We start from the raw sequence: 21264 nt of genomic DNA on the forward strand, positions 1-21264 counted from the left end.
TATTTTTGACGTGCAAAATAGTGATAATAATTCAGTACAAGTACCGTTGATATCACAAAGATAATATTGCTTTTTAATTTTTCAGCAGAAGATAATGTTTGAATTATTTACTGTTTTTGTGTTTGTGATATTAATACTTGGCTCTAAGTGTGTTATAACATAGGTTTGAATAAACAAAACTGAATATTAAAAAGGATAAGAGATGGAAAAAGAAGTTTACAGATCTGAAGACAGGGGAAAAGCAAATCTCGGATGGCTGAATACGAAATACAGCTTTAGTTTCGCCGATTATTATAATCCAAAGATGATGCACTTTGGAATGCTTCGGGTTTTAAATGATGATATTATTAACCCTGCAATGGGTTTTGGAACTCATCCGCATAACAATATGGAAATAATTACAATTATAACTGATGGGCAGCTTGAACATAAAGACAGTATTGGGATGGGCTCGGTAATTTACAAAGATGAAGTGCAGGTTATGTCTGCCGGGTCAGGAATTACACATTCCGAATTTAATCCGTCAGAAGAAGAAAGAGTTAATCTTTTACAGATATGGATATTTCCTAAAGAAGACAATATAAAGCCAAGGTATGATCAGAAATTGTTTTCAGCAGTTGAAAGAAAGAATAAACTTATTCCTGCTGTTTCCGGATATAAAAAAGAAGGTTCGCTTTATATCCATCAGGATGCAGAGATTTATCTCGGCAGTTTTGATAAAGGAAAAACTATTAATTATAAACTGAACAATACTGAGCATGGTGCATATGTTTTTCTGATTGAAGGAAATATAAAAGTGCTTGATGAAGATTTGTTTAGACGTGATGCAATCGGAATAACAGAACAATCCGAATTTACTATTGAAACAGTTGAAGAATCTTATTTTATAATTATTGATGTTCCGATGAATTAAGCAATACTCTTTTCATCGTCTGGCTGGCTGTAATTAAAAATTCTATAACTATTTCTTTTTTTAATTTCATAATAAAATAAAGTAATGACAGGCAGATGCTGAATATATTTAAAGTAACCGCCAATCGGATTTAAGTGATAAAGCGGGATTAAAAATGCATACATCAACAATGAATATTTAGGACTAAAGACAAGCGGTAATATCATCCATGTAACATACCACGGAAATTGTGTGGGGCTGATAAGAAATGCAACAGCAACTATGATTACAATTTTATTCATCAAGTCATGATTATTATTTGCTGGTTTACGGATTAAAAGGAATGCTGTTAAAATAATTATCCCGACAATTATCCATCTTGCAATGCAATCAGCACAAACATAATAGATTTTAAAAGTATCTGTGAACAAGATAATTCCGTCTTTAAGCAGAGTATAAAATGCAGCGTTGTTAATCCAGTTTGATGCATATTTAATAAAACCCTGATTTTCATCTATTCCTGCACGTAAAACAGGAATGAAAATAATAATTAGAAATAACCCAAACACAGCAAGATTAGCTGCCAGTTTTATTTTTCGATTAAAATATTTTCTTAAGAACAATGGCAGCAGCAATATTGGCCATAGTTTGAAACCTACTGCAAAAGAAAGGGTTACCATTGAAACAAGATGTTCATCTTTAAGATAATAATAGATGGAAACTGCTACGAATAACAATGTAAAAAGATCATAGTGAGCTGAGTTAAAAAACTCGTGAAGTACAATTGGATTAAGCCAGTAAATAGCAGCGAAGGAATATGGAAGTTTCAGCTCTCTGAGAATTCGGAAAATAAAAAAGAGAAGAAAAATATCTCCTACTAACAATATCAGTTTCCATCCGGTTAAACTCCACGGATATAAATAGTATGAAAATGCAAAAATTATCTGAGACAAAGCAGGATAAAGCGTCCTGATTTTAGGATACTTTATTTTGTTTATAACTTCACCGGATTCTTCAGAGAGTTTTAATATCTGTTTTGGAACTTCGGGATTTTTATCAATCACTTCCTGCGGGCTGAATACATAAGGATTATATTCATTAGCTGTTACAGCGCCATCCCAGAAGTATCTGTAAAAATCATCTTCAAGTATTGGTGAAGAGGGGATAAGGATTAATCTTGCAAATAATCCGGTAAAAATTATCCAGGCTATCCAGCTTTCTTTAAATGGAAGTTTTGTGATATTTATGATAGCAATGAAAAAAAGTAATCCGATTAAAATTCTTTGTAAGACAAATGATATTTTTTGTGAGTCAGTAGGCTGTGCATCATAGGTTAATGTATGAGAGACAAAAAGAATATAAATGGCATAAAGAATAACCCCAAAACCTAAAAGAATAAATAGAAGTTTAGCACGGGCAGATTTAGCTGAACTATTAATCAGACTTTTCATAAGCTATTAGCACATCACTTAAATCAAGCAGATATATTTATTAGAGCGTTTGTCATATAAACAATAAACTAATAGTTCAAATAATTTTAAACTGCTTTCGTTTATTAATTTATTAAGCAAACATAACAATTATATAATTTAATAACCCTTAACAGATTGGCAGCGATACTGATAATTGGGATAAAAACAGGTTCTCAAATAATTGAGAACCTGTAAAAAGTTTAAACAATCTTTCGATTTGTTATTACTATAGAAATTCTATCTTTCAGACAAGGTAATACTAACTTCGTGCTTTACATTATTTCTGATGATTGTTAATTTAATTTTATCTCCGGGTTTATGCTGCTTTAAGTAATTAGAATATTCGGTAAGATTCTTAACAGGCTTTTCCTCAAATCCTATAATCACATCACCCTTTTGCAAATTAGCATTTGCAGCAGGTGAGTTATCTGCTACATCAGCAATTTTAACACCTTCGCCTGTGAATGTAAAATCAGGCATTGCACCAGTACTTGCATTACGTTCGCCGGTATTCTTTTTTGTTGTGGAATTAGTTTCGCCCTGGGTACCAGTAAAAGGCATTGGCTCAGTTCGATCAGCTAAATATTCTAAGACCTCGCGTGATATTGCAGCAGTCTTTAATAACCCTTCAGCATCTATTTTATCTGCTTTATCTTCAGGTGAATGGTAATCGGATTTAATACCGGTATAAAATAGCTGAACTCCAGGAATTCCTTTTTCAATAAATGCTGTTTGATCACTTGCATCCAAATCCTGTGTAACTAACTCTGTAGGAACTCCGGTTGTAAAATTAGCACCCATAAAAATAAATTTCCATTCGCGTGCGGTATTAGTATTAAGCACCATTAATTTGTTACCAAATAATCTTCCAACCGTATCAAGATTAAGTACGGCAAATATTTTTGCAGCCGGATATTTTTTATAATTAGCAACAAAATATCTGCTGCCGATCAATCCGGCTTCTTCAGCAGTGAAAGCAATAAAAATTATTGTTCTGGCTGGTTTAAGTGACTTGCCAAGACTCTTTGCCAATTCGAGTAGAACAGAAACACCGCTGGCATTATCATCAGCACCATTATGGATTTTTCCCTCGTTTCCTTTTTTAACATCTGGCCAGCCAAATCCAAGATGATCATAATGAGCTGAGATAACAACTGCTTCGGATAAGTCAGGATTTGTTCCTGGAATTATTCCAATAATATTTTTTAGGCTGATATTTTTTTTATCGAGTACATCCTGTTTCCAAGATTGGAAATAAGTAGCATCATCGCTACCTGGTAATAATCCGTACTCTTCAAATTTTTTTGCAATATACTCTGCTGCTATATCTAATTCAGGGGTACCAATTCCTCGTCCTTTTAATTCATCAGAGGCAAGAAATTTTACTGTCTCCATCATTCTTTCTGCTGAGAATACAGGCTCTAATGAAGCAAGTGCTTTTCTGGTTTCTAATTTAACTTCAATATTGCTGTCAGTAGTAACAATGTTTTTAAACATCGGAGAATTAATAACCGGCCAGACTCCTTTTTCAATATTTGAAGGTTCGCTTCCATTAAAAGCCAAATAACTATATTTGGCATAATGCGGAAGTTTAGCATTAAGTCCTTCAACAGCTGAATTATTTCCGATTGTTAATAAAGTTATGACTTCTTTTATATTATTAGGATTGGTAACAGAAATGTAGAAACTATTATCATCTGAAGAAATTTCTCTCTTTCCGAATTTAATTCCATTATTAAGAATCTCTGAATTATATTTTTTTAACTCACTATTAACCACAGAATTAAATTTATTGTTCATACCGAGAAGCAGAACAGACTCATTAGCAGGAAGCTCTTTTATTTCATCCGGCGATTTTACAGAAAATTTATTTTCATTTCCTTTAATCCATAATTCTGCAAAATCTTTATACTGCTTATAATGTACATCTTTCTGATCAGGTAAAATTATTACAGATTTTTTAGAACCAAATGCTTTTGTAAAAGTTGGTGGTGATTCTCTTGGGTCTAATTTTCTCATCAAATCAAATTCCGGATCAATCAAAATTTTAAGAGGTGCAGAATCAACTGTAAAATTATATTTAGTTTCTTTTTCATTCATCTCAACAGTTTCAGTTTTTGTTCCATCTTTAGTAACAATCACAACAGGCACATCTAAATAAAAAACATCTTCAGGCTGGATTTGTTTGAGTGTAAAAGAAACATTGTTTGAGCCTCTGACTGAATTTACCTGAACATCTTCCAAAGCTAATTGAGGAGCGCCGGTGCGATTAACCCATTGATCAAAAAACCATTTCAAATCTTTTCCGGTAACTTCTTCAAATGCTTTTCTGATATCATCGAAAGAAGAGCGCTTAAATTTATTATTGCGGTTAAAAACCTGAAGGCTTTTAATAAACTGCTCATCTCCGACCTTTCTTCGAAGCATATGAAACATCATTGAAGTTTTTCCGTAACCAATTGCTTCGCTTGGCGGATCAAAACGTGATGAGAACTTTGAAAGAGGAAAATCATTTTCAGGAGTAACATAATCAGTAAATTTTTGCAAAGTTTCACTGCGGTATTCTACAGCTTGTCCGCGCTGCTCTTTAATAAGATGATCAGCCATATAAGCAGTAAGTCCTTCGCACCAATTACCAGATTTGAAATCTACATAAACAGAATTGCCCCAATAATTGTGAAGCAGTTCATGCGGATAAGATGAGTGTAGAATAAAAGGCAAGCGAATAATCTTTTCACCAAGCAGTGTGAATGAAGGCATTCCATATCCTGTTTCCCAAAAATTTTCCACTAACGCAAATTTTGTATAAGGGAATGGTCCTACAAGTTTGCGGTACATTTCCATGTATTGGGCAGTTGCTTCAAGATACTTATTTGCTAATGTTTCATCCGGAGTTCGTAAAAAAGCATAAGCTGTTACACTTCCCATAGGATAATCGTATTCATAAAATGGTGCAGCAATCAAAAATATTTCTTCCTGAGGAGTCGGAGATTCCCACTTATCAATATGTTGTCCGTTTTTCTTTTCATCAATGATTCTTGTACCGACTGATACCGTTTTCCAATTATCCGGCAGTGTTGTAGTTAAGTTGAATGAAACCAATTCATCACTAAAATAAGGAACCCAATAAGTTGAACCGGCAAGATAAACTCCTCCTTCCCAGATTATCCCTGGTGATTCGCTGAAACCTCGAGCATAATTTTCTTTACTTTGTTTAACAGGTGATTCAATCTTGCCTTTATATCTAAGAAATAATTTCAGATCGCCGGAAGTGTTTGGAGGAAGTTTAATTGTATAAACATTTAATTTGAGATCACTTTTGGTTCCGGAATCATCTAAGTCCATACCAATATCTTCTGCATCAACCAGCTTATCGAGTTTAGTAATCATTTCAGAAGGTTCAACTGATAATGCATTATGAAGTTTAAACTGAAGTCCGTCTTTAACCAATGATTTATCAATCGTTACTTCATCGGTAACTTCCAGTAAGGACATATCAGGTTTTATTACAACATTTAATTCGTGATGGATTAATGGACTTTGAGCGTTTATTGTTACTGCAAACAATACAAAAAACAAAATATTTTTAAACATAGCTGTTCCTTTTATAAACTATCATAAGAAATAATTTATCACATAATGAACATCAAAATTATTCATCATCTTTAACAGGCTTAATAACAAATGATAAATCAACTTGTTCATCGCCTCTTAGAAGTGAGAATGACATTTGTTCATCCCAGTTTTTAAATTGCAAATATTTTTTTAGCTGAGTTGAGTTTTCAAAAGTCTTTCCATCTATCGAAAGAATAACATCATTTCGTTTCAAGCCGTTTTCAAATGCAATTGTTTTTGGCATAACTCTTTCAACCAAATATCCGCCATCCTGAGGTTCATCTTTTATACTGAATCCGAACGCGGGATACAGTTCTTGTTTTACTTCTTTGACTCCCCAGATAAAATCTGCATAACTTTTTACAACAATTTTATAGGGAGTTTCATCTGACATCATAAGCATATGAGGATTTGAATGTTTTTCCTTTTCCTGCATTCCTTCTTTATGAGGCATATCAGTTTTATTATCATCTGTTTTTTCTTTCTTTATCTCTTTTCTGATCTGCATCATACCTTCTTCTTTGTTTTTTTCCGGAATATCAACCGGAACAACAGATGCGAATGAAAGGCTGCTTCTTTTTTGAATAATTTTACCGATACCGTTATTATAAATCACGTGTCCGCTTCCGGCTAATAAAACAACAGTAGCTTCGGGATATTTTTCAGCAGTTCTTATTGCGCCTTCACCCATTGCTGCATCCCAAAGACTTTGAGCAGGATACATATTATTAAATTGATCCGGCATTGTTGCATCCATTCCCTGCATCAAAACTTTTATCAAAAATTTATGTTCAATGTCAGTTGTATCTATTTTAGGGATAGCTTTAAGATCATCTTCAGTAAGGCTGGCTACACCGCTTCTTCCGATTTTAGAAGTGTACTTTTTCTCAGTATTAACTCCGTACATCGGAATATGTTTTTCTCTTGCGTAATCGAAAATGGCTTTGTAATAACGATAATTATGACCCCAGGTAGTTAAATAATCTGTTTGTTCCATAAATGTATTTGGATCAGTTTTACCACTGACCCAATTTGCAAGTGCTTCATCTTGTTTTGGATTATACATTTCAAGAGCAAGAACAACAGGTTTACCTGCTTCATACAAGCCTTTAATTACATTCAGTTCAACATCGTGATAAAGCTGATTTGTATGAGATTCACCAACCATAACAATACGATAATTTTTAAGTTCCGAGATCATATCATCATAAGTAATCTCTTTGCCAGCCTTTGTATCAAATATTTTATTTAGTTTAACCATACAGAAATCATATTTACGGTTACTGTCGCCAATTGGTAATCTTTCAGAATCGAAATCCTGAGCTATACCCGAACCTATTAAGAAAAACAATAAAACAAGTATTGTCAAAGCTTTCATACCATTCTCCTTTTAGTAAAAATAAAAAAATCTAATTATCAAGTTTCAAAACTTTTATTTGATGATTATCCAAATCAGCTATCCATAAATAACCAGCATGCACCAAAACGGCTGCAGGTCTGTTTAGTTCGTTTATTCCGGAGCCTGCTTTTCCATTTCCGGCTATTGTTGTAACATTGCCTTTAGTGTCAATCTTCAGAATTCTGTGAGTTCCCATATCAGCAATATAAATATTTCCGTTATCGTCAACAGCTATTCCATGAGGAGTATTAAGAGTGTCATTTAATCTAACGGTCTCAACAGTTTTGTATGGTATTACTTTCCGGATTAAGTTGCTTCCGGCATCAGCAACAAAGATATTTTCACCATCTGATACAATATCAATTGCATATACAAAAGAAGCTTCATCATACTTACCGTCATCATTACCTGATTTTCCGCTTCCGGCAACAGTAGATATAATACCATCTATTATTTGTCGCACTCGTGAGTTACCGATATCAACAACATAAACTCCGCCCTCCTTTCTTAAAATCACTGCGTGGGGGGAATTGAATAAGGCAGAATCTGAATTACCATCCTTAAAACCTTTTTCGTTTGGAACTCCGGCTAAGGTGCTGACAATAAATTCTCCGTTTTTGTTTTTTGTAATAGTTCTGATAAGATTAGCTCCTGCTTCAGCAACATAAATAATATCATAAACGCTGTCATACGCAACACCATGAGGAGAATTAAATTCAGCTTCTGAAAATAAACCATCGCGATAACCTTTTTTATCCGGACTGCCGGCAATAGTTGTAACTTCTCCTTCAAGTGTAACTATCCGGATAGCATGATTATTTATATCAGCAAAAATCACAGAGTTATTTTTATATGGTGCTAACCGGATTGGTTTATTTAACTCAGCATCTTTTCCATCTTTAAAACCAGCTTTACCGGAACCTGTAATAATTTGCAATGAAGAATTTTGACCTGATATGTTCAAGGTAAAATATGTTAATGATATGATTAGATAGAGGACTATTTTTTTCATATTGTCATAAAAAAAAGTTTATAAATAAATGTTTTTGTTATAGAAATAAAATGTCTGATTATCTTTTTAAATTCATTGTGAAGAAATTATTAGTGTCTGAAAACTGAAACTGCTGCGCCGGTAATAAATGCGATGAGCCATCCTATATATGCTATCCTTATATAATTATAAAAGCCCTTAGAAATAGATGTTTCACTTCCAAATTTTATTCTGAATCTGATCAAAAGAACGAATACTATTATCATTAAAAGCAAACCAGTGTAACCTACAATACCATGTAATGTAAAATAAGTTTGAGTTGCACCGATCATCATAAAACTTGTAGCTATAATATCTGAGATAATTGCAATAGTAATAAATACAAGCACTCTGGTTGAAGCCCGCTTTTCTTTGCTTTCATATACCATAAAAAGGGTGTAAAAAATCAGTGCCAGATGAACAAACAATATTCCGATTTTAATAATATCAGCCATAAATTTTCTTTCTTGTAGTAGTGTAATAAATATTAATTTTTACTTTGAATTACGATACTAAATATAATTAAAATTACTAATTACTACAGAATTTGAATTGTCTGAAAGGTCACAATAACAGATAAGATAATGCGACAGTATAATCTCTTTTTGACGGATAATGAATTACCTCGAAAAGAAAATCATCAAAGATTTTAAAACCAGCTTGATATGAAATATAATTTTCTTTCTTATCAACAAATTTAAATGTTTTAACATCAAATAACGGATTTGTTTCTTGTGTATAAAACAAACCAAGTACAGGATCCGAAAAAATTAGAAAATCCACTCCTGAAAACAGTTTATAAAACTGAAAAGCAGTAAACCCAACATTGTTAGCATTGTTATTAATTTTTTGATTAAGATGGACATAGAATAATGAATAATCAAAACTTTCATAGTCTTCAGAAATAGCAAGCAGTTTTCTTTGTCTTAATTGGCTGTTAACCCTCAAAGTAACACTGCTAACAAACATTCCTGTAACCATGCCCACAGCAGCGGGCTGAATAAAAAGATTCCGGTTGCCGAAGAAAATTCCGCCAAGTTGAAAATCATAATCAGATTTATGTTTCCAGATTAAAAACCCTGATGGCAAATAATCATAACGAAAAGGTGTCCATCTTCCAACTGCAAAAGTGCTGAGATTTTCAGATTCATCTGTACTTTTAATATAGCCGGCAAAAGCATAAAGATTAAAAGGTCCTGATAAAAAAGTTCCGGCACCAAAGCGTTTATTTGTTTTTTGTTCAACCCGTCCGCTTCCGATCACAGCCATTGGGGTAAGAAAATCCAGATTATATTTTGCTGCTATGTAATAAGATTTTAAATCAGAATGTACATAAGGACTTATAGTGTGACCTGCCTGATAACCGTTGTAATATTCAAATCCAATCCGTAACCAAAGTTCTTTAAAGGGACGATATGTAAATCTTGAGAATAAGATCGTATTGTATAAAGAAGTGTCAATAATATTATCAACAGTTCCGCCTAACTCAAACTGATATCTGTCATCATCGCTGAATGGAAAAACAACCGCACCTGCTGATATTTGTCTTACACGATATTGATTAGCGTTATCCAATCCATTATTAATTAGTGAAAGAAAAAGTGTTTTATCCCTTTGGTTTTTTTTATAAAAATTGAATGCAGATATATTTTGGTTTGCTGAATTCATAAAAGAAAGCTGGAACTTCCATTGATCAGGCGAAGGAGGACCAAAGACTGAATACCTTATATCAGAATTGTGTTTTAGGTTGTTTTGATGTGATAACGAATCAGCATTTTTATTAACCTCATTTTGGGCAAATGAAATAGATTCAATACTGCCCAAAACAAGGGAGAAGACGGCGATAAAAATTTTAATTCTTTTAAAAACTTTTTTTTTCAACAAGTTCAGATGAATTTTAAATAATAAAAAAGATTAAAATATCTTTCAATAAATATTATTTATTTTGGTCCAATATTGAGAGATGAGATATCCATCAAATATGGCGATAATGTTCTTACTCCAGGTGCTTCGTCTCTGCTTGATGAAAATGTAAGTAATTTTCCATCGGGAGAAATTGCCGGAAACCCATCGAATGCATTGCTGTAAGTTAAACGGATTTTCTCGCCTGTTCTTATACTCATTAAATAGATTTCGAAATTAAAAGGCGGCAGTACACGAACATAAGCAAAGTGATCTCCATCCGGTGCAGGGAACGGCGCCCAATTTGTGCCCTCATCGAATGTAAGCTGTTTCAGATTTGTGCCATCATCTTTAATTGTAAATATTGTCATCGGCGTTCCCCGTTGACCTTCATTTTCACGGAGCCAGGCTCTGTAAAGAATAGTCTCGTTATCATTTAAATAAAACGCACCGCCTTCCTGCCAGTCATCAGTAAATGTAATCTGATGTTCACCTGTTCCGTCAGAATTCATTTTCCACAAATCACACTTCCCATCAATTTGTCTGGCAAATAAAATTTTCTTTCCATCCGGTGAAACAGAAACTTCAGCATCATAATATTGATTGTTAGTCAATCTTACTACGTTTCCTCCGTCAAGATCGCTTGTATATAATTCTGCTCCTGTCGGATAATCTTTTGGATTTGACCAATTACCTTTAGGTAAGTCTATATTGTCTCTTGTTGATGTCCATATTAATTTTTTACCGTCAGGGAAATAAAATGAACACGCATCTTCACCAATAGAATTAATTCTTTTAATATCTGTCCCATCAATTTTTAAAGTATAAACCTGATGAGATGAATCATCTTCAAACTTAGCATTTCCAATAAGACTTTGTCCATCGGGCGAAAAGTAGAATTCAGCACCATTGGGCACATTTGGTATTTTCCACACTTTGAATTCTTTATCCGCTTCTTTCTTTTCTTCACTCTGAGCGTTAACCAAAGAAGTGAAGCTAAAAACTGTGAACAAAATTAAAAGAGTTGTTTTACAAGTTTTACTGATATAAGTAATCATTTAACACTGCTCCTGTTATATCTTTATTTAAGAAAAAATTATAATTGAAGTTGTACAGAAAACTGTGATACATTCCCGAGGTTTTCAAAACTAATATATGCGTAGTCAAAAGCAACCCTTTGATTACCAACAGGAATATTAACACCTAAGCCTAATGCCCATTTTTCTGTATCATAATTTATTTTATATCCTGCTCTTACAAAAACTGTTTCTGTCCAGGATATTTCGCTGCCTATATTAAAGCGTTCATTATTGTCATTAAGATGAGTTCCTTCAGCAGCTAAAGTAAGGCGATAATCTTCTGATTGAAATACAGATTCAATGCTTCCTCCGACAACATCCATTGAAAGACCGGCTCTGAAAATCAGAGGTAAGGGATATTCCTGAGTTGCTAATCTTGCATCAGGATTGTAATTGCCGACAAAAGACTGGTTTATATCAGCAATAGTAATCAGATCGCGCCCATCAAGCTGCATAGTACCGCCAAAATTGGAAATTGCCATCCCAATTATAAGATTATGAAATCCGGTTTTTAGATAAGAACCAATATCAAACGTAAAAGATGAAGCCTGAACATTGTACAGATTCTGCACAACATATTTAACCGATACCCCGACAGAAAATCTGTCTGTTAATTGTCTGGCATAAGATAGTCCTATTGATAAATCTCTTACATCGTAAAATATTCCGGTTCCATCCGGGCTTGAAACAGTGGTAACTTCTTGTTCGCCTGTATTAAGCATAATTGCCTGAATTGCAATAAAGTCCGAAAAAGAAACTGGAATAACTATTCCGGCATAATCATGTGAAATATCTGCAAACCATTCTGAATGAGTAAAACCTATAATTGGACGATCCAGATTTGCTATACCGGCAGGATTCCAATAGATAGTGCTAATATCATTAGCAACAGCTGTAAACGAGCCGCCCATTCCCATGGCTCTTGCACCAACACCGATTTTAAGGAATTGTGCTGCAGCAGTGCCAACCTTTGAAAATCCTCCTGCAAAAACAGAAACCGGCAAGATTATTAAAATTATTATTATCAATTTCTTCATAAACATAACCTAAAATTTCAATTAAGCGGTAATTTATTTTATCACTAAAAATTTTCCTACGTGTTGTGTTCCGTCAGGAAGCTTAACAACAAACACGTAAAGTCCATAAGCAATGTACTGATCGTTATATGTTCTAAGATCCCAAAAATCAAATCCCCTGTTATCGTTATGATAGATCTCATTAACAAAATCACCAGCCACAGTGTAGATTGAGATTTTACATTCGTTAGGCAAATGATTGAACATTAATCTTTTACCGAATTGTGAAGTTTCATATTCATTAGAAACGATGTAAGGATCAGGGACTGCTCTTATCTTACTTAAATCTATATTTTTTGAATCAGTATATCCAGCCTTCTTTGTTGAAAATTCATATCTGATTTCTTTTCTGAATGGTTTAAATGTTCTTATTGTAAATTGATCGCCTTGTGTAGGAGCAATAGCTATCTGATTCACAGTGATCCCATCAGCATTGATATAAGTATCCGGCTGATTATTCGTTCGTAGAACTAAGCCTGTTACAGTGGTATCGCTTGTAATGGGGTCAATCTCATATTTTTCAAAATTCAACATATCAGGATATCTCTCATAAAATCCGAAACTGCCGGCTGAATATGCGTTTCCACCGGGGATTAAATCCCATCCAAGCCTGCTATAATAGAACTTCCGGTATTCTTCCCAGGGTGCTTTAACTGCAAATTCAATCAACAATGTATTTTGGCTTACATCAATTGGATTATTTGGATCTGTAACAACTTCAACTTTTAAGGGTAAGTGATAGATTATTGTGTCATACAAAATGCCTGTAAAGTAATCATAAAGCTTTGCACTCAATCCACCTATTGTATCAATAGTAATTCTGTAATCGTCAATTGTATAAACTTCTTCCTGAGCTGTCTGTTGATCGCCAATGTATTTAGGAACTGGTTTTGTTGACCATTGAAAAGTCGAGGTATCTTCGTTTACCAAAGTCCACCCTTCAAAAGCTACACCTGATGGAGTATTAATAGCAACTAATCTGAATCCATCAGTAATGGGGAGGTTATCTTTTGAATCATCTGAAAATAAATGATGATCCAGAAGAATAGTTGTATCGCGGGTAACAGCATTAATTCTGTATAGATTAAGACCCAATACGTAGTTTGTATCAGAGCCGGTAACTTCAAGTGTAGAATCAACAAAAGTAACAACATAATCATCACCGGTGATTGAATCAGGTTCTACAATTTCTATTGAAACAAATCCCTGACAAACACCTCCGATAGGAGGGAATGAACCTTCGGGAGTTAAAGTAGGTGAAAAATCAGGAGGCTGAAAATTTTGAGGTCTTACGCCTGGGACAACAGAAACAGTATTGCTTTCTAAAATAGAGTTGCCAAGAGGAGACTGATATGATTGTTCTAAACTATCAGGGTGTTGATTTCCTTTATCGTATGAGGTAACGCAGTACCAGTATTCCACACCATTCAACAGATTTTTATCTGTATAGCTATGTTTAATGCCCGAATCGTCACCGAGCCACTGATTAAAAACAGGATCAGGGCCTTTTATGTTATCAATCAAATCAAAAATTTTAATCGGTTTATATCCAATTACTTTTCCAAATTGATCAGTAATCGGAGTTCCCCATGTTTTACCGAGATTATCGCTTCTGTAAATCTTATAACCTTCAAAGTCTTTCTTACCAGTTAAAACATCCTTTGAATCTTCGGCAGCAGAATCCCAAAATAGTTTTACTTCTTTATCACCGGCAACTGCCCTTACAATGGGAGTTTTAGGTGGACCGGAGCCCTGGAAAGCTCTTTTAGATAATTGCTGCAGCATTCTCATATTACTCATTAAATTTGTAGTATCCGGCTGATTAGGGATTGTACCTGAATTACCCATTACTAATCCAACTGCAGAATTAACAGTTTCACCGGGGTTTAGTGTAAAAGGTCCTGTCATAATAAAATAATTAATTGCAGCACCTTGAGGGAAATATTTATTTAAGCTGTCAGGGTCAGTAGTATCCATCCGCCGATCAGAGCCGTGGAAGTATGCAGACGGTACCATCAGATTAGGATTGTTTGGATTGCTGCTAATAATTGCCCACATTTCTTCATCCATTTTTGGTGCAAACTCCCGGCTGAAATAATGAAAATCTGTTACACCCATATTTTTAGGTGTTTCCAGAATATTAAGTCCGACAATTCCTAATTCTGTTGGATCAGTTGCCCAGGCGCCGTCTTTAGTGTTGTTTTTATCATAGATATAAACAAAATCTCCGTTTTGGTGTCCATCATTTGGGTTTGAATCAATGATATTTATATAATCTGCATTATCAAAATCAGGTCTGAAAATAGCATAGTAGCCTAAGTAAATACTATCTAAAACATTACTGCTGGTATTTCGTACTGTGTAGCTCCAGATTAACATATCTTCTGCATAAGGTCTTCCATAAGAGTAAGCAGTTTGTTCTACTTCTATTCCTAAGGGTCCTTGAGGATTAGAATTTTCCTTATCATCAAAGACACAATAAATATCTCTATCGGAAACAAACTCACCGACTACTTCATTTCCGAAATTTGGAGATTCTGGATCTATATCAATTCGATATTTACCGGGCCAATGTCGTTCATTTGGGGTTTCAATCCAGTTTCCACTGTTATCAAAATATCCTTTTGGCCAGGTTTCTGGATTATCACTTAAAGCAAGAAAAGGTGTTTCATCCGGCGGGGCGGCTTTTACATCACCGGAAAATAATTTTCCTCTTGAACCATCTTTAGGTGCCCAATCGTATTTATCTGACGGACCGCCAACAACTGATGTTATTACATTATTTTTGGAAGCAACAACTAATCCTAAACCATAACAATATTGAATTACATCAGAAGCATCCTTAGGCCAGCGGACTGATTCGTTAAAATATTCATGAAAGTTGGATAAGATACCATAATTGCCAAGGTAATTAGCAACCTGTCCTCTATCCATAATTCCCAAACCGCGTTCAGAACTGGAAATTACTTTCGTTAATTTTTTTAATTGTTCGGGTTTAAGATCCTTATGACAACTGATGCAGTTATTTTGAGCAAACAGTTTATCGGAAGATAAACTAACAATTAAACAGAAAAATAATATCTTGAATAAAACTCTAAACATATAAATTCTCCGGTTACCATATTATTTGTATTCCAGTAGTAATAGCCCGCGGTGGACCGACATTAGCGGGGTTATGATTAGCATCGGGTGAAGATCCAACTAAACCTGGTTCACCGCTGTCAAACGGCTTTCCGGTTCGTGAATATACAAATAGAACATTTTCATTGTTGAACAAATTGGTAATTTCCCAAAACCAGGCAATAGAAAAAAATGAAACAGGAAATTGTTTTTGCAGTCTGAAATCAAGTGAAGAAGTCCAGGGTTTTCTCTCAGAATTAATATCAATCCTAACTGTGGGATCAACATACGGAGTATAAGGCAGCCCGCTGCTTGCCCTGAATATTAAATTAAAATTCAGGTCTGATAATATTCCATGATCTTTGGGAACATAAAAGCTGAAGTTGGCTGCAAAATTATGGCGTTGATCAAAATCAAGGAAATACTCCTGATGTGGAATTTCTTCCTGTGTATATGCATTAAGATAACCACCGAGCGGCTGTGAATTATTTCCTTTAGCGATCATATAAGTGTAATCAACAGAGCCTGAAAAATAATCCGCAAATCTTTTCTTAATAGTTAAGTCAATTCCTTTAACGCTTGCATAATCTGAATTGTAGAAAATAACATAATCTCTTGAAAGATAACTTACCTGAAGTGTTGAGAGCAAATCAGTAATATCCTTATACCATGCAGTTATATCGAAAGCCCAGTTATCTCCAAGCTGATGTTTAAGCCCTGCTTCAAACGAAATAGTTTTTTGTGCTTTGACAGTTGGATTTCCAATCAGTGGAAGAGATGTAGATAAGTCTTTTTTTATGTTGTAGTACAGAGCATTGTAGTTAGGATTCTGGAAAAAGTGTCCGTAAGCAAAATGTAAAACCGATTGCTCTGTTATTGGAAATGCTAATCCAATCCTGGGGCTGAATGCATATTGTGGTTCTACTGCAACTTCTTTTGAAGGAATGAAATTATTATTCTGGTCAAATTCACCAAATCGTCTGATATCAGGCCACATAGTTGCTTCAGGATTTATATAGTCCAGTCTTACTCCAACATTAACAATAAGATAATCATATTCAATTTTATCCTGAATATAAGCAGAAAATTCTGTTGGCGATTTTGAATAAATATCTTTAAAGTTAGCTCCTGAAGGCCATGGAGCAGATTCTTCATGAACATCAATTTGATGTTTTATTATTTCTAATCCGCTTTTAAATTGATGATAATTGCCAGCCTGCCAGGTTGCGTCAAGTTTTCCTCTGTATGTTAAAGTTTTGTTATCAGCATATCTTGAATCATCACCATCAACATAAAAATATACTGATTCACCGGTTCTGCCGATGATATAATCTTCAGGACGTTTATTGCCAACTTGTGTTAATGAGTTATTTTCAAATCTTGATAGATTAACTGTATAAAATAAACTCTGGTTAACTGTATGTGTTGCGTTTAAAATTTGTCTGTTCGATTTAATTGTAGTATGTGTCTGATGATCGCTTCTGTATTTCCATGGATGACTGTAACCTTGTTGTTTTATATTTGTAAACTGGCTTGATAATCCGAATTTAAGTGTTGGTAAAACAAAATAGGTTAGCTTACCAAAACCATCAATAGAAGTATTATACCCATGCGGCAGATAACTGTCTTTATTAAGTGAATAACCTGAAATGAAAAAAGTTAAGTCAGATAAAACAGGACCGCTTAAAGAAGCCCTAAGTTGTCCGGGTATTCCAATCCAGGCTTCATCAAGTACGCTGGTTTCATGATATTGGTATAAATCCTGCACTCCGGGGAAAGCATTTGCCTTTCTGTACTTAGATTTTTCTAAAGTAGGAGTAGTGTATTCTATTCTTCCCTTTAAATTTTTGCCGCCATCCTGAGTTGTAATATTAACAATGCCTGACATTGCGTCACCGTATTCTGCGTTAAAAGTACCGCTGATTATCACCATTTGGTTTATCGCATCTTTATTAAAATTATTATTTGTTTCACGATAAAGCGGATCTTCCATCTTAACACCATCTACCATATATGAAATCTCAGAAGTTCTTCCACCTCTTACATGAAGATCACCGTTTGCATCAAGTGTAAATCCCGCTTTTGTTGTTAAAATTTCGGTGATGCTGTTGACAGGCATATTTACAATTTCATCGAATGTAACAGTTGATTGTTTGGAAGTTTCATCTAACTGAACAAGAGGGCGTTCAGCAGTTACAATAATATCTCCTTCAAGTTGAACAGAAGCAGATTCCAGATTAAAATCAATTTGTGTTGTTAGGTCTGCAATAATTTGAACGTTGTCCACAGTAATACTTCTGTACCCAACCATTGACGCTTTAACTGAATATCTTCCCGGTGTAATATTAATTATAAAATATTGACCATTAATATCACTTGCAGCACCTATAGTAGATCCAATGATTACAATGTTACAACCCGGGATTGGTTCACCAGTAACAGCATCTCTTACAATACCGGCTATCTTTCCCGTTGTACCGGCTTGTAAATTAGATACCGGTAAAAATACAGTAGTAAAGAAAACTAAAACGAATATTCTATATACTCGTTTGAATGATATATATCTTCTCACGTTTAATGTCATTTTAACTGTTAAGGTTTTAAAATTTTTTAAAGAACGCCCTATAAACTTTTAATAAAATTAAGGTGCTGACCTGATCAGGCAGCACCTGTTTTTTATAGTAATAAATTATTTCACTTTCATAATTCCTTTACATCAAATGAACAGGAATTATTTAAGCATTAACATCTTTTTGTTTATGACTACATTATTTGTTTGCAGTGAATAAATATATACTCCTGATCTAACCTGATTTCCTGCATTATTTAAACCATTCCAGCTTACACTATACTGTCCTGCTGATTGAAATTGAGAAACAAGAGTTTTAACTCTTTCACCTAAAATATCATAGATTATCAGTGAAACATTTCCTGCTTCTTTAATATTATAAATGATACTGGTTGAAGGGTTAAATGGATTAGGATAGTTTTGTGCTAAATAAAATTCTTCAGGTAGAGCAAAATCATATTTATCATCAATGGATGTAGTTGACTGAAGTTGTTTTATAACAATATTATCAAAATATCCCGGGATACCGCTGCTGCTTTGCTGAAAAGCATACAAGCCGAAACTTCCGGATGTGTTTCTTGTTGATGTTGTATCAACTATCGGACAGCCTGCTAAAAGTTGTCCGTCAAAATAACACCAGAAACTTGTTTCATTTGCACTTGTGTTTCTTACTTCTATCTTCATTTTATGCCAGCCCGAAACTGTAGGGAATAATCCCGGATTATCAACTCCTTTGAAATCTTTATTGAATAAAGGAAGAAAAGTATTCGGATCAGATTTACGTCCTGAAAAGTTGATTCTGTCATTGGTATCAAAATCTGCTCTTAGTTTATAAAAATCTTTACGTGTAGTATCAGCATAAACAACCAGTCCGGTATAAGCAGATAATGGCTCGTTAACATAACAATAAACATCAGCCTCAATAGAATAATTAGCTAAAGTAAAATCTCCGTTAAGAGCAGTAGCAGAACCGGTAAAAGAGCCGTCTAAATCCTGCAGATGACCTAAGAAATTTCCACCGCCAGTTAAAGCAGAAGGTGCATTTGCCATTGGTGCAGCAACAACAGTTTCTTCAGGCAAACCTGTGCTCGGATTTGGATAATAAAACCATCCTGCATTTGCTGTACCTGATTCGAAATCCTCCGAATAAAGTATGGTTGGAAGTTCTTCAACAACAATATTATCAAAATATCCCGGGATACCGCTGCTGCTTTGCTGAAAAGCATACAAGCCGAAACTTCCGGATGTGTTTCTTGTTGATGTTGTATCAACTATCGGACAGCCTGCTAAAAGTTGTCCGTCAAAATAACACCAGAAACTTGTTTCATTTGCACTTGTGTTTCTTACTTCTATCTTCATTTTATGCCAGCCCGAAACTGTAGGGAATAATCCCGGATTATCAACTCCTTTGAAATCTTTATTGAATAAAGGAAGAAAAGTATTCGGATCAGATTTACGTCCTGAAAAGTTGATTCTGTCATTGGTATCAAAATCTGCTCTTAGTTTATAAAAATCTTTACGTGTAGTATCAGCATAAACAACCAGTCCGGTATAAGCAGATAATGGCTCGTTAACATAACAATAAACATCAGCCTCAATAGAATAATTAGCTAAAGTAAAATCTCCGTTAAGAGCAGTAGCAGAACCGGTAAAAGAGCCGTCTAAATCCTGCAGATGACCTAAGAAATTTCCACCGCCAGTTAAAGCAGAAGGTGCATTTGCCATTGGTGCAGCAACAACAGTTTCTTCAGGCAAACCTGTGCTCGGATTTGGATAATAAAACCATCCTGCATTTGCTGTACCTGATTCGAAATCCTCGCTATAAATTATCTGAGCATAGAAATCAGTCGAAAGAAATAGTATAAATAGTACGTAGAAAAGTAAAACATTACCTCTCCTCATAGTAACCTCCGATTAGTTAAATAGTTTAAGCAATAATATCAAAATTTAATCTTCGTGTCAATAAAAATTATGTGATATCTCAATGATGCAAAATGAGTTAGTAATAGTTCAACTCCAGCAAAGTTGAGTTAAGTATAGTTGATCAATAATATAAGTAACTGAGAGATAACCATCTCTTTATCAACAGCAAAATATTAAATCAAATACAATTCAATATAAAGGTTTTCTGAATAACAGATGATGTTATAAATAACAAATAGCTTTTGATTTATTACACTATCGTGTTACAAGAATCCATGAGAAAGAAGAGTCTTTTCCAAAAAAATAATTGGTAAGTCTATTCTTTATAGTATTTGGGTTAAAGAGTAATTCATATCTGAAGTATCTGAATTCATCCATCGAATGGTGAAAGTAATATGAAGCCATTTCCGGTACCCCGATAGAAGTAAAATGCTTTAATGATTTGTTTTTATTTATCATTAATTCATTGCTGCTGAAAAATGGTGTGTCAATGATGTGCACTTCTCCATAGGTTTTAGAGATCAAAAAAAGCTCTTTCAGTAGCCTATCCAGCTTCTTAAAGTAGGGCAAAGAAGAGTTGAGTATTATTAAATTAAAAGTATCTGTCGGAAGTGATGATGTTAAGATATCTCCGTGAATAAAGTGGACATTCTCACGGTTAAAAAGCCGGGCAGCTTTTTCAAGCTCTGTAATAACTATATCTATTCCAAAATATTCATGATCAAATTCTTTAGCAAGCTGACCTATCAGCCAGCCGTTGCCGCAGCCAACATCAAGAATATTAAGTCTTTTACTTTTTTTTGAAAGATAATCTCTTAATCTCAAAAATGAAGTGGTACGGATTTCCCATTCTGATTTATGAGGATTTCTTTGCGAAGCATAAGGCAGCAGCTTTACTTCGTCATCATTATAAATTCTCTTATCCTTTTTTAGATATACAGAAAACACTTTTTCTAAAGAAGGATCTACATCTGGTAACTGAATTATACCATTTGAATTCTTCTTTTTCTTTAAATCATCAAGTATCATTAAATAAAACTATCTTTTTAGCAAAGATAAGAATGATATTTTACAATAAGTGCATTAAGAAGCACCTAATTAAGTATTTTGCGGGCAGGAAAACAGAAATCATTTCCGTATTTTTGTATATCAGATTTTGGAAATTTTCTATTCTGAAAAAGAAAGAG

13 protein-coding genes are annotated in these 21264 nt (G+C 34.2%); 1 reads left to right on the forward strand and 12 read right to left on the reverse strand.

The genetic code is table 11. From position 1 onward, the window contains the following. The first annotated feature begins 202 nt into the window (after positions 1-202). Positions 203-913, forward strand: a complete 711-nt coding sequence (locus ROY99_05065) for a pirin family protein (protein MDT3695742.1) — start codon at positions 203-205, stop codon at positions 911-913. On the opposite strand, the gene ROY99_05070 is transcribed toward ROY99_05065, so the two are convergent. The 12 genes from ROY99_05070 to ROY99_05125 all read right to left on the reverse strand — a co-directional run bounded on the left by ROY99_05070 (position 910) and on the right by ROY99_05125 (position 21106). Further along, entirely contained in the window at positions 910-2343 is a 1434-nt protein-coding gene (locus ROY99_05070) for a glycosyltransferase 87 family protein (protein MDT3695743.1), read from the reverse strand. The two genes, ROY99_05065 and ROY99_05070, sit on opposite strands and share 4 nt — an antisense overlap. Before the next feature lie 258 nt (positions 2344-2601). Beyond that, positions 2602-5958, reverse strand: a complete 3357-nt coding sequence (locus tag ROY99_05075) for a M20/M25/M40 family metallo-hydrolase (protein MDT3695744.1) — start codon at positions 5956-5958, stop codon at positions 2602-2604. A 58-nt stretch (positions 5959-6016) separates the two neighbouring features. Beyond that, positions 6017-7357, reverse strand: coding sequence for a ChaN family lipoprotein (locus ROY99_05080; GenBank protein ID MDT3695745.1), 1341 nt, complete (start codon positions 7355-7357; stop codon positions 6017-6019). Positions 7358-7388: 31 nt separating this feature from the next. Further along, positions 7389-8390 (reverse strand): SMP-30/gluconolactonase/LRE family protein, encoded by a 1002-nt coding sequence (locus tag ROY99_05085; GenBank protein MDT3695746.1) that lies wholly within the window; start codon positions 8388-8390, stop codon positions 7389-7391. 89 nt (positions 8391-8479) lie between these two features. Beyond that, positions 8480-8863 (reverse strand): hypothetical protein, encoded by a 384-nt coding sequence (locus ROY99_05090; GenBank protein MDT3695747.1) that lies wholly within the window; start codon positions 8861-8863, stop codon positions 8480-8482. Between the two features lie 109 nt (positions 8864-8972). Beyond that, positions 8973-10289, reverse strand: a complete 1317-nt coding sequence (locus ROY99_05095; protein MDT3695748.1) for a hypothetical protein — start codon at positions 10287-10289, stop codon at positions 8973-8975. Positions 10290-10348: 59 nt separating this feature from the next. Next, positions 10349-11368: a hypothetical protein gene (locus ROY99_05100; protein MDT3695749.1), complete on the reverse strand. Its 1020-nt coding sequence runs from the start codon at positions 11366-11368 to the stop codon at positions 10349-10351. Between the two features lie 38 nt (positions 11369-11406). Beyond that, the gene (locus tag ROY99_05105; protein ID MDT3695750.1) at positions 11407-12426 is read right to left on the reverse strand and encodes a PorV/PorQ family protein; all 1020 of its coding nucleotides are present in this window, start codon (positions 12424-12426) and stop codon (positions 11407-11409) included. A 33-nt stretch (positions 12427-12459) separates the two neighbouring features. Continuing rightward, entirely contained in the window at positions 12460-15567 is a 3108-nt protein-coding gene (locus ROY99_05110; protein ID MDT3695751.1) for a hypothetical protein, read from the reverse strand. A gap of 13 nt (positions 15568-15580) precedes the next feature. Continuing rightward, complete coding sequence (locus ROY99_05115) at positions 15581-18169, reverse strand: TonB-dependent receptor (GenBank protein ID MDT3695752.1); 2589 nt, start codon at positions 18167-18169, stop codon at positions 15581-15583. A gap of 147 nt (positions 18170-18316) precedes the next feature. Beyond that, positions 18317-20056 (reverse strand): FlgD immunoglobulin-like domain containing protein, encoded by a 1740-nt coding sequence (locus tag ROY99_05120; GenBank protein ID MDT3695753.1) that lies wholly within the window; start codon positions 20054-20056, stop codon positions 18317-18319. A 276-nt stretch (positions 20057-20332) separates the two neighbouring features. Further along, on the reverse strand, positions 20333-21106 hold the full coding sequence (locus ROY99_05125) for a class I SAM-dependent methyltransferase (protein ID MDT3695754.1): 774 nt from the start codon (positions 21104-21106) through the stop codon (positions 20333-20335). Positions 21107-21264: the final 158 nt, after the last annotated feature.

It is taken from the genome of Ignavibacterium sp. (assembly GCA_032027145.1).
Classification (GTDB): Bacteria; Bacteroidota; Ignavibacteria; order Ignavibacteriales; family Ignavibacteriaceae; genus IGN3.